The sequence below is a fragment of the Alkalicoccus luteus genome (assembly GCF_052061695.1).
Classification (GTDB): Bacteria; Bacillota; Bacilli; order Bacillales; family Salisediminibacteriaceae; genus Alkalicoccus; species Alkalicoccus luteus.
In genome coordinates, this window is the sequence record NZ_JBPZEY010000001.1 from 360594 (window position 1) to 374675 (window position 14082).

The 14082-nt window shown below is 49.2% G+C and carries 22 protein-coding genes; 5 read left to right on the forward strand and 17 right to left on the reverse strand.

Annotated elements, in window-relative coordinates; translation table 11 throughout:
• Positions 1–78 precede the first annotated feature (78 nt).
• On the reverse strand, positions 79–789 hold the full coding sequence (locus tag ACSZLD_RS01780) for an MOSC domain-containing protein (RefSeq protein WP_444684065.1): 711 nt from the start codon (positions 787–789) through the stop codon (positions 79–81).
• 174 nt (positions 790–963) lie between these two features.
• Here ACSZLD_RS01780 and ACSZLD_RS01785 point away from each other — a divergent pair, with 174 nt between their 5' ends.
• Positions 964–1686: a hypothetical protein gene (locus ACSZLD_RS01785; RefSeq protein ID WP_444684066.1), complete on the forward strand. Its 723-nt coding sequence runs from the start codon at positions 964–966 to the stop codon at positions 1684–1686.
• A 240-nt stretch (positions 1687–1926) separates the two neighbouring features.
• A complete protein-coding gene (locus ACSZLD_RS01790; protein WP_444684067.1) occupies positions 1927–2115 on the forward strand; it encodes a hypothetical protein in 189 nt (62 codons plus the stop codon).
• 48 nt (positions 2116–2163) lie between these two features.
• Here ACSZLD_RS01790 and ACSZLD_RS01795 read toward each other — a convergent pair whose 3' ends face one another.
• The 7 genes from ACSZLD_RS01795 to ACSZLD_RS01825 form a co-directional block, all read right to left on the reverse strand.
• A complete protein-coding gene (locus ACSZLD_RS01795; RefSeq protein ID WP_444684068.1) occupies positions 2164–2721 on the reverse strand; it encodes a tetratricopeptide repeat protein in 558 nt (185 codons plus the stop codon).
• Positions 2722–2896: 175 nt separating this feature from the next.
• Positions 2897–4309, reverse strand: a complete 1413-nt coding sequence (locus ACSZLD_RS01800) for an LVIVD repeat-containing protein (protein WP_377910253.1) — start codon at positions 4307–4309, stop codon at positions 2897–2899.
• A 375-nt stretch (positions 4310–4684) separates the two neighbouring features.
• Positions 4685–5158, reverse strand: coding sequence for a hypothetical protein (locus ACSZLD_RS01805; RefSeq protein WP_377910254.1), 474 nt, complete (start codon positions 5156–5158; stop codon positions 4685–4687).
• 1 nt (position 5159) lies between these two features.
• Complete coding sequence (locus ACSZLD_RS01810) at positions 5160–5363, reverse strand: hypothetical protein (protein ID WP_377910255.1); 204 nt, start codon at positions 5361–5363, stop codon at positions 5160–5162.
• A gap of 110 nt (positions 5364–5473) precedes the next feature.
• Positions 5474–6100 carry an HAD family hydrolase gene (locus tag ACSZLD_RS01815; RefSeq protein WP_444684069.1) on the reverse strand — a complete coding sequence of 209 codons (627 nt, stop codon included), beginning with the start codon at positions 6098–6100 and terminating at the stop codon, positions 5474–5476.
• A complete protein-coding gene (locus tag ACSZLD_RS01820; protein WP_444684070.1) occupies positions 6097–6615 on the reverse strand; it encodes a MogA/MoaB family molybdenum cofactor biosynthesis protein in 519 nt (172 codons plus the stop codon). The genes ACSZLD_RS01815 and ACSZLD_RS01820 overlap by 4 nt, the downstream gene beginning before the upstream one ends.
• 12 nt (positions 6616–6627) lie before the next feature.
• A complete protein-coding gene (locus ACSZLD_RS01825; RefSeq protein WP_377910258.1) occupies positions 6628–6768 on the reverse strand; it encodes a hypothetical protein in 141 nt (46 codons plus the stop codon).
• A 177-nt stretch (positions 6769–6945) separates the two neighbouring features.
• Here ACSZLD_RS01825 and ACSZLD_RS01830 point away from each other — a divergent pair, with 177 nt between their 5' ends.
• Entirely contained in the window at positions 6946–7473 is a 528-nt protein-coding gene (locus ACSZLD_RS01830) for a sigma factor-like helix-turn-helix DNA-binding protein (RefSeq protein WP_444684071.1), read from the forward strand.
• A 14-nt stretch (positions 7474–7487) separates the two neighbouring features.
• Positions 7488–7742: a hypothetical protein gene (locus ACSZLD_RS01835; RefSeq protein ID WP_377910260.1), complete on the forward strand. Its 255-nt coding sequence runs from the start codon at positions 7488–7490 to the stop codon at positions 7740–7742.
• Here ACSZLD_RS01835 and aac(6') read toward each other — a convergent pair.
• The gene (aac(6'), locus tag ACSZLD_RS01840; protein WP_377910261.1) at positions 7711–8151 is read right to left on the reverse strand and encodes an aminoglycoside 6'-N-acetyltransferase; all 441 of its coding nucleotides are present in this window, start codon (positions 8149–8151) and stop codon (positions 7711–7713) included. The two genes, ACSZLD_RS01835 and aac(6'), sit on opposite strands and share 32 nt — an antisense overlap.
• Before the next feature lie 100 nt (positions 8152–8251).
• Here aac(6') and ACSZLD_RS01845 point away from each other — a divergent pair, with 100 nt between their 5' ends.
• The gene (locus ACSZLD_RS01845) at positions 8252–8461 is read left to right on the forward strand and encodes a hypothetical protein (RefSeq protein ID WP_377910262.1); all 210 of its coding nucleotides are present in this window, start codon (positions 8252–8254) and stop codon (positions 8459–8461) included.
• Here ACSZLD_RS01845 and dcd read toward each other — a convergent pair.
• From dcd to ACSZLD_RS01885, 8 genes are all read right to left on the reverse strand, one after another.
• Positions 8454–8993 (reverse strand): dCTP deaminase, encoded by a 540-nt coding sequence (dcd, locus tag ACSZLD_RS01850; protein ID WP_444684072.1) that lies wholly within the window; start codon positions 8991–8993, stop codon positions 8454–8456. The genes ACSZLD_RS01845 and dcd overlap by 8 nt on opposite strands.
• Positions 8993–9643 (reverse strand): HAD family hydrolase, encoded by a 651-nt coding sequence (locus ACSZLD_RS01855; protein ID WP_444684073.1) that lies wholly within the window; start codon positions 9641–9643, stop codon positions 8993–8995. The genes dcd and ACSZLD_RS01855 overlap by 1 nt, the downstream gene beginning before the upstream one ends.
• Positions 9640–10191, reverse strand: a complete 552-nt coding sequence (locus tag ACSZLD_RS01860) for a nucleotidyltransferase family protein (RefSeq protein ID WP_444684074.1) — start codon at positions 10189–10191, stop codon at positions 9640–9642. Before ACSZLD_RS01860 ends, ACSZLD_RS01855 begins: the two co-directional genes overlap by 4 nt.
• Complete coding sequence (locus ACSZLD_RS01865; RefSeq protein WP_444684075.1) at positions 10178–11215, reverse strand: S66 family peptidase; 1038 nt, start codon at positions 11213–11215, stop codon at positions 10178–10180. Before ACSZLD_RS01865 ends, ACSZLD_RS01860 begins: the two co-directional genes overlap by 14 nt.
• Positions 11212–11733: a GNAT family N-acetyltransferase gene (locus tag ACSZLD_RS01870; RefSeq protein ID WP_444684076.1), complete on the reverse strand. Its 522-nt coding sequence runs from the start codon at positions 11731–11733 to the stop codon at positions 11212–11214. The genes ACSZLD_RS01865 and ACSZLD_RS01870 overlap by 4 nt, the downstream gene beginning before the upstream one ends.
• A gap of 148 nt (positions 11734–11881) precedes the next feature.
• Positions 11882–12655, reverse strand: a complete 774-nt coding sequence (locus ACSZLD_RS01875; protein WP_444684077.1) for a hypothetical protein — start codon at positions 12653–12655, stop codon at positions 11882–11884.
• Between the two features lie 60 nt (positions 12656–12715).
• Positions 12716–13381, reverse strand: a complete 666-nt coding sequence (locus ACSZLD_RS01880; protein ID WP_444684078.1) for a hypothetical protein — start codon at positions 13379–13381, stop codon at positions 12716–12718.
• Between the two features lie 26 nt (positions 13382–13407).
• Positions 13408–13929, reverse strand: coding sequence for a signal peptidase I (locus ACSZLD_RS01885; RefSeq protein ID WP_444684079.1), 522 nt, complete (start codon positions 13927–13929; stop codon positions 13408–13410).
• Between the last annotated feature and the right edge of the window lie 153 nt (positions 13930–14082).

Sequence of the window (14082 nt, forward strand, 5' to 3'; positions counted from 1 at the left end):
TGAAAGAACAGCATGCTGTTAGCAGGTGATTAAAGATTATAAAAAACCTCCCCGAGAGCATTCCCGGGAAGATCTGTTTTAGCTGGAGATTATCCGAAGCTGTTCACTTCGGCGGATAACTCCAGGCTTTATGACCGATACGTACAGGCCGAATTCATTCTTTAATTCGGTGGCTGTCGTTCGCAGGTAGTCCCTGTCGGTTTCTCCGGTGGCCGGATCGACGTTGATAATCGCACAGCGGGGACACATGCGGACTCCTTCCAGAACAGCGCCCCCTTCGGTCTGCAAACGAACCCCAATGAAATCTGACTCGGAAAAAGGAGGGAGGTCCGCGTCGAGGATAATATTTGGGCGAAAACGTTCAGCTGCAGTAGGCTTTCCGAGCCGCTTTTCCAGTTCCGCAAGCGAACTTTTCGTTACGATGAGTATCGCCTCTTCCTCAATTGCTCCCGACGGCACAGCTTCCGGCTGATAAACCTCTTTATATACCGTCTCTCCCCACTGCTCTTCCAGCTCCATCCGGATACCCTCGTCATGAAACGAATAGGTGTTGCCAGATGGTGTGTTAATTCGGACAGCCGGATAGGCATCAAGCGACTCTTCTCCTTCGAATGCCGCCTGATAAGCTGTCATTTGTGGAAGCTGAGTAATGGTTAAATACCGTCCATCCTCCCGCTTAAACGTATGGCTTCTGTCTCCGTAAAAGCCGTAGGGCATGATCGCTGTTTTGCTTACTTGCTCGCCTTGCATCGATTTTACTGGGTACCTGTACAGCGCTTCTACTCTCATCTGAACCTCCCGAAAACGATGTTTTATTTATCGTACCAGTCTGAGCTGGTTGATACCAGCGTCTCATGGAGCCAGTTACTAGTAGAGCACGGATTTCAGGTAATAAAGCGTTTCACTCCATAGGTTATAGATATACGGTTTAACGGGTATATAGGAGGAACGGGAGGTGAACACATGCTGGGACCAATGTTTGTAGTTGCTGCTTTCTTAGCAGTTCAAGTATTTGCGAATAAAATAATCTCCAGTTCGTCTCTCGGTAAAATTAAATGGGTTTCTCTTGCCGGCGGGATAGCTGTTTCGTACATTTTTGTCTACATACTCCCTTCGTTGCATCACGAACAGGAAGAATTCGGCGACACGGCCTTCGAGCTGGCTATGGAATCGGAACTGTATTTATTCGGACTTGTCGGAATTGTCGTCTTTTATACGCTCACAAAGGCAGCAGAACGCCACCGCTATAAAAGCGGAGCAAGCGTAGAGGACCGCTTCTTTTTTGTGCAGACGTGTCTATTTTTTATGTACAACATGCTTATTGCTTATATTATGTTTGCAGCTGATCAGTCGATTGAACAGCTGATTTTTTACAGTGTTGCAGTCGGGCTCCATTTTATGACGGTAGCTCATGACCTGTTTCGGGAAAATGAATCAAAGTATCGACAGTACGGCCGCTTTATGCTGGCAGGCGGCATTTTTATCGGCTATTTGATCGCAACGATTACACCTTATTCAGCTGTCGCGTTGTCGATTGTCTTCTCATTTGTATCCGGTGCCATCATGTTTAATGTGATCAAGCATGAGCTCCCCTCAGAGGAGTCTGCCCACCTGCCAACATTTGTTTCGGCAGCGTTTATTTACTCCGGAGTGACGGTTTTGCTGAAATTGTTTTTGGAGTGGTAAATGCTGCTTCTTCGACATACAACAGCTATGATATTGAACCTATGAAGTCCCCTTGTAAAAGCGATCCATCAACATATATGAGCATCTGTACGATTTTCTAAGATCGCCGTCTGGGTTTCCAAACGGACCTAAACCCGTATGGAAAAAGAAACCGCTCAGCAGGCGGCTTCTTAATCAAATGTTTAAAAGATGAAGCCAACGGTAATCAGATTCTTAAAGCCAGTTGAAGGAGTGAAGCAGTTGAGAATTAAAATTGATTATAAAGCTAGTAAGCAAGTAGACGGTCAGATTACGGACACCCCTATTCCGGGAGTTATTGTAACAGAAATTCCAGAAAACAAGTTTAACGACCGCGCGTTTGTTGAAGAAACGCTGCGCAAGGAAACGGAAGACCCTGACGCAGAAATGGTCAGCTACGAACAAGAGTAACGGAAAAAAAGGTCGCTCCGTTCAATCGGAATGACCTTTTTTTGTGCGTTATGCCTCCTGAGACCACTTATCATTTCTAAGTGCACAAAGCGCCTCGAGTGTTGATGTAATAAGACTTTCATCCTTTTTTCGCCGCCGGAGACGAAGGGCCTGCTCCAAGCTCTCCTCAGCCGACTTTGTATCCCCCATTTCCCACTGAACCTTGCCGAGGTGCTGCCAGGCAAAATCCTCGTACTCAGGGGCCAGCCGTTTTAACGAGAGGGCTTGCTTGAAGCAAGTTACAGCACCAACGTGCGTTCCGCTGTACTTCATCGCCTCGCCAAGCCGAATGAGTGCGGCACTTTCTTTTCTCGGACAGGCTTGCCGTCTTGCTTCTCCGAGGAGCTCATGAAAAAGCGGGAGTGCCTCTTCTGCCCGTCCGCTTATTCTCAGCAGTGAAGCACAGAGAAGTGCCGTTTTTCCATCCTTTGGTACATAGCCTTCCGCTTCCATCAGCAGTTCGGCCGCTTTCTCTTTATCACGGACCTCCTCCCTCATCCAGTTATCGGGATTGTAATTCGTGTGCTCGATCAGATCGCGGACTTCTGTTTCCCACCTTTTTTCCATAAGCTCCCTCCTTTTCTATGAACAGTTTATCATACATTCAACAAATATTATTATAAAATTCAGAATGTTGCAGAATTTCATCAGTTGATGATCTTTTTACGGTGACAGGATTTCGCATTTCTCAACAGGTACAAGCCGGTCTTCCTCGAAGACCGGCTTAGTATCTTGTTGATATTTAATTTTGACGCTGCGCGTTTCCTGGATTTCCATTTCCGTTATTTTTTTGAAGAACCTTCAGTCCCTGTCCCATATCGGAAGCTAGCACATAGTTTCGATCAACGAAAACGCCCCAGACGTTTGATTCATCAGGTGTGTAGCGTGCAATTTCCTTCGGTTCTGATGGATTCGTAATGTCTACTGCGATGACCCCGCCTGCATAATACGATAAATATAAGGTATTGCCGTGCACCTTTGGATCATGAACCGTGTTGGCAAACGTTGTTCCGACGAAATCGAACGTCAGCTCTGTTGTAAATTCACTCAGCAGCTCCGGGTTGGATTTATCCGAAATATCGAAAATTCGCGTATAACCGTAAGCATCCTCAAATCCTTCACCGTGCGGGTTGGCAATTTCCCGGGTCTCAATCAGAATGTTGCCTCCTCTTGCAACCGCTGCAGAGTGTGCAGCCCCCTTTTGATTATCGGCATATTCCGTTCTTCCCAGATACACCGGCTCTTCCGGGTTGCGGATATCAAAAATGACCGTTCCAAGATCCCACATGGAGACATACGCATACTGACCGTTGTTGTCAGTAATCACACTGTGATTAAAGACCGGACGTGTGTGCCCATCCGGAGCATCCCAGTGATAGCCGTTGAACGATTCGTCTACTTCCGGCAGCATGCGCGGATCAAATTCCCACAGCTTTTCCGGCTCAGCAGGATTGCTCACATCAATGATCTGAAAATCCTTTTCCGCCCCATTCGTGTAATAATCGGCGTAAGGATTTGAAAGCAGCATGAGCGCCTGATTTCCCTGTGTCGTCAAATACAGCTCATGCGTGCCGGTGATGGCGCGGTCGAGCTCGTAAAACCCGAGACGTTCAGGATTGTACGGATCAGTAACATCATAAAGCAGCGCGCCGCCGACGCTGTCAGGGCGATTTGCATTGTTACGTGAGGTCTGCTGCAGACTAACAACTGCAAGATCTCCTTTAAAATCAGGTGTGTTTACTCGTTTCACGATTACTTTTTCCTGCCATGTGTGAGGTATATCAGCTGCAATCTGCCCAATTTCTTGCGGGTTAGCAGGATTTTGCAGATCGAAAATACGCACTCCGCCATTCGCACCGTTGGCAGTATGTGTACCTAAATAAGCAAATCCCTGGTGCGCATATACGTCTGCCGTATTGTTTTGAACACCATCGATCTCAGCAATCTGCTCTGCCGCAACCTCATGCAGGTTCTTCAGGTTCTTGCCGCCTGAAAGCTCAGGCTCACCTAGCTGTTCAATCGCGTCATGATCAAAAGGAGCTCGTTCCTCTTTATTGATACCCTCCTCTTCCATCGCATCATGTGCATAGGCTGCGGTCGCTGCCGTAAGCATCCCTCCAGCCAGAATCGAGGTTAACAGGATCTTTTTCTTCACGTTGCATCATCCTCCTTCAAGATGAGAACTGCTTCAGCAGCGGCCCGGGCGCAGCAAGCTGAGTGATAGTCCTTCTAGTTCTTAATTATAGGAAGATGCAGACATCTTTAGCTACCCTTAAATTTAGACACTTCAGATAAATTAGAAACTTTTTACTGTTTTTGCTCCTGCTTCCATTGGAATTCCTGTCGCAAAGTGTCGAATTTGCTCCCGCTATTTCAAAAAAGCCGTAAAAATCATTCAAAAGGCCTTGGGATAGACTGCCTACACCAGCTGAACATGCAAACTATAGAAGCATGTCCTGCATAATTACATGACTATCGAATCATGAAAGCCGAATAGACTAGTTCTAAATCCTTTTGTTAGAAGGCTTTTTTATAAGAGCGCAGCAGCAGCGTCTTCATCATAAATTCGTTCTTCGTAGCGTTGAAGCATTTCTTCTGTCACAATGCCTGGTACAAAATCGAGTCGCTGTTTCAGCAAAGTTTCAATTGCCTTCACTTTTCGCGCCATCTTCTGTTCTTCTCTTACTGCTGTACGGACGGTTGTTTCGGGCAGCTCCGTCTGTTCCTGCAGGCGGATGATCTGCTCAAGCACCCTCCCCATATCCGCAAGCTCTCTTCTGGAGAGGGCCAGCAGCTGAAGCAGTTCATACGTGCTTCTTTTCATCAGTTCCGGAGTCGGCTTCGTCAAATGTGTCTCCATCATCCGAACCGGCCTGACCTGTTTGACTTCCCTTGCTGCCCTGGAAGCATACATTTTGCAAAACGGGCAGTAAAATCGCTTTCTATGGAGAAGCAGATTCCCTTCACAATAGCGGCAGTGCTGATTCACATGCTGATTTTTCATGTTATCCCTCCTCAACGCCTGTCATTTCCCACAGCTTCAGCCTTCTCCCATTCATATAAAAAACCGCACTGCTTCGATCCACTGTTTCCACAACTCCGCAAATGCGTTCTCCATCAGTCAACTTTACTGTCACCGGTACAGAGAACGCGCGGCTTTTCAATAAACAAGCTCCAATATGAACGACATCTGGTTCCATCTTTTTCATGTGTCATTCCTCCTGCTTTTACTATATCGTATTTCCCGCCTCATTACAAGAACAAACGTTCGTATTATGTGAATTAGAAAAGCACAGCTTCATCAGCTGTGCCTTCCGATTTATCGGTTTCGAGTGACATATGTTATCAGATCATCCCAAGAGTGAAACACGACGTCCGGCTGCTGCTTGAGGGGCTCTGGCTCATAATCCGGAAACCAGTCCACGGCCGCTCCTGTCGCACCCGCCGCCGCAGCCGCTCCGATATCCGCATCCGTATCGCCAATCATCAGCAGCTGGCCGATTTCCGCACCGAACTGTTTCGCAGCAGCTTGCAGCGCTTCCGGATCCGGCTTGGGCGTATAAACATTTCCGGCTGCGGTAAATGCAAAGCTGTCGGCAATCTGCAGGTGCTCCATTGACACTCTAAGGCTTCTGGATGCTTTTCCGCTGATGATGCCGAGCTGGAAACCGTCTTGTATTAGCTGCTGCAGCTTATCCTTTAGTCCGGGCAGTGCTTTAATTTGATCCAGGCGCTGTTCGTAGTATGAATAAAACGCATCGACTGCCCGAGGAGCGGACGTTTGTGTCCGGATAACGTCGGTCTCGGGAGGTCCGAGCAGCTCCTGAATCTGTTCTCGTGTAATGGACACACCAGCTTCAGCAAATGCATGTTCAAATGCATCGAGACAGAGCGGAAGAGAATCGGCGAGCGTGCCATCAAAGTCAAAGAGAAGAACATACTTCATGACGGGCGGTCCTTTCGCAGCTCCCGGATAACGTGAGTCAGCTCCGGACGAATGAGCCTGGTCATCGCAAGCTTCACCGCTCCGCTCGATCCTGGTAAGGCGAAAACCGCGGTTCCCTCTGCCGTACCGGCAGCTGCACGGCTCATGATAGCCGCAGAACCTATATCATCCGTATAGCTCAGCATACGAAAAATCTCTCCAAATCCGGGAATTTCTTTGTCAAACAACGGTTCTACGGCTTCGATGGTCACGTCTCTCGCTGCGATCCCCGTCCCGCCATTGATGATCACTGCTTCAACCGCCTTCTCTTTAATCCCTGCTTGTACGGCTTCTTGAATCTGCTTCTTCTCATCCGGCACAATCCGTTTAGCCACAATCTGGTGACCGTCCTGCTCAAGCAGCTCACGAATCAGCTTTCCGCTTTTATCGTCTGCCTCTGTTCTCGTATCGCTCACTGTGACGATCATCACCGCCGCCACGTTCGGTGCCTGCTTTTTGTGCTCTTCTACGCTCATCTAACCGCCTCCTTATTTATCTTTCGCAGATATGCCTTGTCTGCGAACTTCCTTTGTCAGTCTATCAAGCTTTCGTTCAAACCTTGCCAGGATATAAATCATTATAAGGCCCGGCAGTCCGACATTTTCAGCAAAAATCGTCCATTCTGTCACGGTACCCTCATCTCCTTTCTTATCAAAAGGAAAGACGAAAAGGAACCCTCGATACAAATGATGATCGCAGAAAAGGACTTTCTCATGTAAAATGGGTAAATACGAACTAATGTTCGCTTTTTAGTTGTATAATCGAACATATATTGTCTTTCTATTCTATGAAAGGAGGCTGAGACAATGACCTATCGATGCCCTTACTGCCGAATTCCCGGCGGCTGCCGGGAGCTTGGCCGTATACGAACAGCATTACCCGGCTTGTTCCGCCACGGACTTACTGCTTCCTTTCTAAGGGACTCAAAGCAGCGGGAGCAGTTTTATCTCGGCGTATGCTCCGATCTGTTTCTTCATAAAGCCGCGCTGGATCACGCCTTTCGTATCCATGTTGAAAACCGGCAGTTTCTCCGCTATATGAGAACAAGCCTTTACTGGAAGGCCATTCGCGCCGACCAGGAGCATCGCCGCCTGCAGCAGCGGTCCATTCCTTCTGCTGACGTGCCGGAGCCAAAGCCGGAGCTTGTACCTGATACCGGCTTCAGCCTTCCGGAGGACGCCGCAAAACGACTGACGAAGCGGCAGCTCGACGTTCTTCGTCTGCTTTATGAAGAAGACCTGCTTCTGCATGAGGCAGGCCGCAGGCTCGGCATCACGCAGCAGGCCGTTTCCGCCTCACACCATGCTGCTCTAAAACGGCTTCGTTCGGATTGAAAGGAGGAAGCAACATGTGGAAACAGCAATTATATGATATACAGACCGGCAGCCGTGAAGCCGAAGAAGAGGCGATCGAGCTGCTTCTGCCGCTGATCGAACAGCAGCTCCACTATTGCCAGAATACGATCCGTGAAGATGTCCGTCAGGAACTTCTGGTTGAAGCCCTGTTGATTCTGCGTAAGCTGGATCTCCACCCGGCACCAGGATTTATCCTTTGGATGGCAGCCGAACACCTCAGCTGTCCAGCCGCTTTGCAAAGCAGATGATTCGGTTCACTTCTGTGAATCCAGCCTTCTCATGAAAAGCAGCACCACTTTCATTCGTAAGCACCGTGTCTGATCCCATTTCCTTGCAGCCCTGCGATCTGCCCCAGCTTTCACCGGCTTTGAGCAGGGCAGAGGCCGTACCGGAAAAACGGTACGCCTCTTTTACATAAATTCCTTCTAAATAAAGAACCGGACTCGAAGCTGTCCCCTCCACATAGTCTTGCCGAAGCGACAAGTGAATAAAACCGGCTGCATCAGAAGCAGATCTTGCCAGGAACAAACTGTTCGTCGTGGGAAGCGATTGAAACTCAGCCAGCATGGCTTCTGCAGATTCATGTTTATATAAAGCTGCGGCAAGTTCTGCGCAGGCAGTCAGCTGACTTGCTGTCGTGACACGCTGAATATCCATTACACACCTCCCGGCTTTCGTTTCAAGACGACTGTAACTATGTTAAACTATGGGATAAGGTATCATTTTCCAGTTATAACGACTAAAAGGGGGCCTTCCTGTGAAGTTTGGTGTGCGAAAACCAAGTCTGAAACGTTCATTAAAGGCGCGAACGACCGGACGAGCGAAGCGGACCGTCAAAAAAGCCGTCACTCCCGGATATGGCAAAAAGGGCATGGGCTACGTGAAAAACCCAAAGAAAGCCGTTTACAACAAAGTTTACAAAAAAACGTCCTTCAGCATTTTTGACTTGTTTAAAAAGCTTAAGTAATATTTTCGCTGTCGTCATAAACGCGGCTGGCAACGGCACCTTTTTGGTTCACGTATTTGCCGCTGTACGGTTCAGCTCCGGGAGTGACTTCAGCAAAGACAAGCTGGCACAGCCTGCGTCCCGGGATCAGTTCGATCGGAAGCCGGTTCGCATTGAATAATTCCAGCGTAATCTGTCCTTGAAAGCCGGGATCGACCCAGCCTGCATTTTGAATGAATAAGCCGAGCCGGCCGATGGAACTGCGTCCCTCTACAAATGCTGTCACGTCCGCAGGAAGCCGGATCGTTTCTTTTGTAGTCGCAAGCAGAAAGGACTGCGGCGGCAGCACAATCCGGTCTTCTGTATAAATATCTCTCGTTTTCGCCGGCGCTTCCAATGAAATAAGCTGCTGTTCGTGCTCCTCGATGGCTGAAAAATGCGTGCCGAGGTGCATATCGATCGAAGCGGGCTGTATTTGTTCGTCCACGAGCGGCGTAATACCCATCGCGCCGCTCTCCACGCGTCGTTTTACTTCCTTGCCGGATAAAATCATCACATTTCCTCCTCCAAATATGAGATAAGCTGTTCATAAGCAGGCAGCACCCGTGCTCCGCAGTTCATTTCCCCATGCAGCCAAAGGCTTCTCATCCCGGCAGACGCCGCACCTCTCGCATCTGCTTCAAGAGAATCCCCGATAAACAGACACGCTTCCGGCTCCAGCTCCAGTTGATCGGCCGCCCGGAGAAAGATGTCAGCTTGCGGTTTGCGGATATCCTCTTCTTCAGAGATGAGTATCACATCCATTCTTGCCTCCAGCTGAAGCGCGCCAATCACACGTCGCTGCAGCGTACGTTTGCCGTTCGTAATCAAGCCGGTTTTCAGCCCTTTCCGTCTGCAGGCTGCCAGTGCTTCTTCTGCACCTTCCATCCAAACAGCGTGATCTGCGACATGCTCCACATACTCTTCCAAAAGCACGTCAGGATGCTCCGAAACATGCAGTTCTTCTTTCAGCTGTCGGTATACTTGATCCTTCCAGACCATCCCGCCTTTATCATATGCTGCAAACTGCTGCATAAAGGTCTCTTTCGAAAATGTTCCCCAACTGGACGCGTGCTTGTCATACTGCCACTGCAGAAAGTGCTGCAGTGTTCTTTGCCGGTCGTGCAGTGTGTCATCTAAATCAAATAAAACCGCCTGTATCATTCTCGCACCTCCGGCCACTCTGATTTCCAGCTTTTCTCCTGCAGCCTCGTTTGGTATATGCGGTTCTTCGCTCCGTGTCGATACAGAGGTGTCGGCGTGATGGTCATGTTCAGCAGTGCTTCAACACCGTAGGGAGCAGCAAGACGAAGCTGTCCGCGTTCGAGTCTGATCGCGACAGCTGTACACGTTTCCGGAAAGGAGGCGACACCGTCGAGCGTCGATCGAAACGGTGGAAGACCGTTCTTGTGATGCATCCGCGCCTGGTTTTTAACCGACCATGGCACTTGCGGAAGCCTGAGCCGCAGACGTTGTTCAGCAGCCTTTTCCCATTCTTTTGATACATTGAATGCATCAAAGCAGACGACATCCACATCATCCAGCCTGTCCGTCGTGTGACGCCCGGTTTGCCTGTCCCAGACGAGTCTGCGGATCACACCTGCACACACCCAGGCATCCGGGAGGTTTTCCGATTCTACTGCCTCCAGCAACTCCATCAGCCAGCTGTCTGAGCCTAAAAATCGGATCAGCTCTGCTTTATGCTTCAGCATCGTCTGCCTCCTCGGGAACCTGCATTGTCAGTGTACCCTTTCCATTGCTGCAGGCAGCAGTTGCCCAGGCTCCATTGACAAATGTCAACTGCGGCGGTACGTGTCCGCAGTCGATATCATAGATAACTGGCAGGCCGGTGTCTTGTGCAAGGTCCTGATACACGTCGACAGCGGTATATCCGTCGGCCTCGGAAACGGCTGCACTTCTGCCAAATAGAAAGCCGGCGCTGTTTTCAAACCAGCCAGCATACTCCATCTGCTTTAAGCAGCGCTTCATTTCATTCGGATTCATGTCGCAGTTTTCAAAATACCAGAGGATCGGCTCGTCATGCAGCTTGTTCCGCTGGAATTCCCGTACCTTTCCATAAGGCGTGCCAACAAGGTGGGTAATCACATCGATACAGCCTCCGAGTAACCTTCCTTCCACTCTTTCAGGCTTGCCGCTCACCGTTTTCCACTCTGTCGGCTCCGTTAAATGAAACACAACGTCTGTAACCTCATCAAACTTCCATTCAGGCTGATAAAGCTCCGAGCTGCTCTGAGTAATCGTCTTTCCGCCTTCCCAGGCGAGCACCTTTTCCCACGCTGCTGTGACTGGATCCATCTCAGCCCCTCTTATATCGACGATGTTCGTTCCGTGTGCCGTTGCGATCCCTGTTTTGATCGTCCAGGCAAACAAGAGCGCGCTCGTATCTGAGTAGCCCAGTATCCACTTTGGGATTGGAGCAGAATAGTCCAGCAGCGGAAGCATTTCGAGCAGTCTTTCTCCTCCCCACGGGGGAATAATCGCTTTCGGTGACTCATCCTTCATAATTCGGTTAAACTCGGCTGCCCGTTCCTCTGCCGGGGCAGACACCGATTTTTTCTGCTTCCAGGCGGTCGGATAAATCGTCACTGGATAACCGCGCTGTTCCTGCCGGTTTTTCGTATCTGTCAGTAAATGATGCAGCTCCTCCGGGACGCCGGATGATGGAGCAGTGACAGCAATCGGATCTCCTTGTTGAAATCTAGGCCACAGAATCATTCGCATTCGCTCCTTTCCTCATCTTCCACCCGGGCCATCATATATTCGTCCTCCGGTTTATCATTAATGATGAGAGAAGCTTGCTTCTTTCCTTCCACCTGGAAACCGAACTTTTCATATAGCCTGACCGCCTCTTTATTCCGGCAGACGGTCGTCAACTCGATCCGCATGACGCCGTTTTCACCGCACCAGCTGATCATATGCTCCAGGAGACGGGAACCAATCCCCTGCCCCTGACTGTTTTTTCTTACACCCATGACAAGATAAGCACGGTGTTTCGTTCTCTCTGTGCTGCTGCCGAAAACGAAGCCATAGCCAGCAAACTGATCATTTCCTGCTGCAGCAAACACAGCTGAGGAGGCCTGTTTTTCCATTCGCTTAAGCTGCTCTGCTATTTTTATCGGCGTCACGTTTCGCTCTCCCGGAGCCATCATCATGAAATCTGCTTCTTGTTCCACTGTGTGCATAACCTCTGCCAGCATCGGTGCATGCGTTTCATTCAGCTGTTCTATGTACATCCGGGCTCCCCCTTTCCGCTTTCTATCAGCATAGCAGAACTGGAGAGTATTTCCCAGATAGAAGGGGAGGGCCTGCGCAGCTAAACAGAAAGACCCTTGATCAGCAATGGATACTGATCAAGGGCCTTCGCGTTCTGCTAGGGCAGCACTATACGTCTTCTTCGGCTTTCTCATCTTTATCAGAAAGCTCTTCTTCGTGTTCGTCGGAGGTTTCTTCCTTCGGTTCTTCCTCCTCCACTTGCTCGTCGGATTCTTCTTCATCAGATGGTTTGTCAGAGGCGGAAGTTGTTTCGCTCTCCGATTCCTGTTTTGTTTCATCCTTCGTTTTCGTCTCTTCTTTTTCTTTGGGGTCAGCCTCTTTCGCTGCTGCCTCTTCTTGATCGTCTTCTTTGTCTGTTTTTTCTTCTATTGCTTCTTCATCCTCGCCGTGACGGTGACTGTTTTCTTCCCGCTTCTCGCGGCCTCGATCTCCACCCGCATGATCCGGCTTCTTTTCTTCTGATTTACCGCGCTCTTTCTCTTCCGGTTCCTCAAATGCATTCACCGTGAAGGAAACGGTCTCTTCCACGAACGCTTCAAACGCTTTGATCGTTACGGTTTGTTCGATCGGTTCCGTTCTGTCCCCCGCTTCAAACGAGAACAGCGTTTCGATCGTTTCCCCAGGCTCTGCATGCACGCTCTCACCGTCCACCGATACCGGCACGGAAGCGTGACTGACGTTTTTCACGAGTACGTGAACGACAGCTGAACCGTCTTCCTCGTATACCGTATCTTCTACATCAATTCGGAGGATATCCTCAGACGAAGCCGTCGTAAAACTGCCCAAAGCAGTCGAGGAGGAATCTGTAAATCCGCCGGCAGCAGCCGGAACCGCTGAGGCGAACACAATCATTAGCAGCACCGCTGCCGCCACCATTTTCATATGGCCTGCCCCCTTTGCATCAAACAGGCTGCCTCCAAAAGAGACAGCCCGGTATGGATATTAGTTACGGTCCGCTTCGTTGTTCTGTTCAACTTCCAGATAGAAACCTGCTGAGAAAGACTTTCCTTGGAATTCATTCCCTGCAGACTCGCTTAGTCCCATTGAAAAATCAATTTCAATTTCTTCACCCGGAAGTAAAGTTCTGTTTGCAGATAGAGGGTTACTTCCCCCTTGAAGTTGACCATATTTCAAGATAGCACGAGGTACATATTCATCAAATGCTCCACTTACACTGGCAGTGAAATCTTCAAATGTATAATCTACATTAATAAACAGATCTTCACTTTGTGCCCATGTGCCATCTACAAAATCTGTGTCAAATAGAAATCTAGTTCCCGTAGTTTGTGCATTACTATGAACGATGTCAAATGCACGTGTTCCATCATTTTTAATGGTGAACGTTTCAGAAGCCCACTCTTCACCTGGCAGAAGATCTAATCCGTCTTCATCAGTAAACAGCTGAATCGCTCCGCCTTCTCCGTTTACTACGAGATTTCCTTCTGAGTCATAAATTCCTGCGTCGATCACAGCTGCAGAGTTCTCCAGGTTCAAGTCCTCACCAATAGCGCTCTCATCATCAAATGCTGAGTATGTCCCGAATCCTACTGCTGCTACGACGGTTGCAGTGACGGCTGTGCCGATTAACCCTTTTTGTACTTTGTTCACGTTCGTTTCCCCCTAGTATTGTTTTTTTAGGTGGATGAGGCTCCTTCTGGATTATCATCCTTTTTAGCTGAGCGGCTGAACCGCTTCATCAAACTCATCGTCACAACTGCGGTGACCGGCAGCACAATCAGAAGCAGGAATCCTGGCAGCGATGTGATGAAATGGACGACAAATCCTGCGTATGGAATGGTCAGAACATGTCCGCCTTCGATCATCCCCGGCTCGGCCAGTGTAGAATCCACGGTGGCATTTGCATCGCCCATCGTGTGAAAGCCATCTGGAACAGCCTCCACAATCCGGTGCGTCACGAGCTCCGATCCGGTATTGACGGTGATAATATCACCTTCCGCATAATGCTGCTGCTCGCCGATAATGATCATGTCCTGAGTCGTAAATTCCGGCTCCATGCTGTTGGACAGCACGGTAAGTGTCTGATAGCCGAATAACGACAGGTTGCTTCGATCGTCGTTCAGTATGTAGAACGGCCACGCTAGTATTACTGCTGCCAGAATTCCAGCTGTTACCATCCAACTGCCTATCTGCTTCATGTTGTGCACCTCCCCGCTGTTGTGTGATGTTCTGTTTATAGAATATGACAATCGGGAATTTTTTCCTATTCTTCCCGGGTAGTATTTAAACGACCTTTCAGCATGAACTTTTCCTCCTCCTTCAGGATGAGAAGCTGCAATAAAAAACCTCCG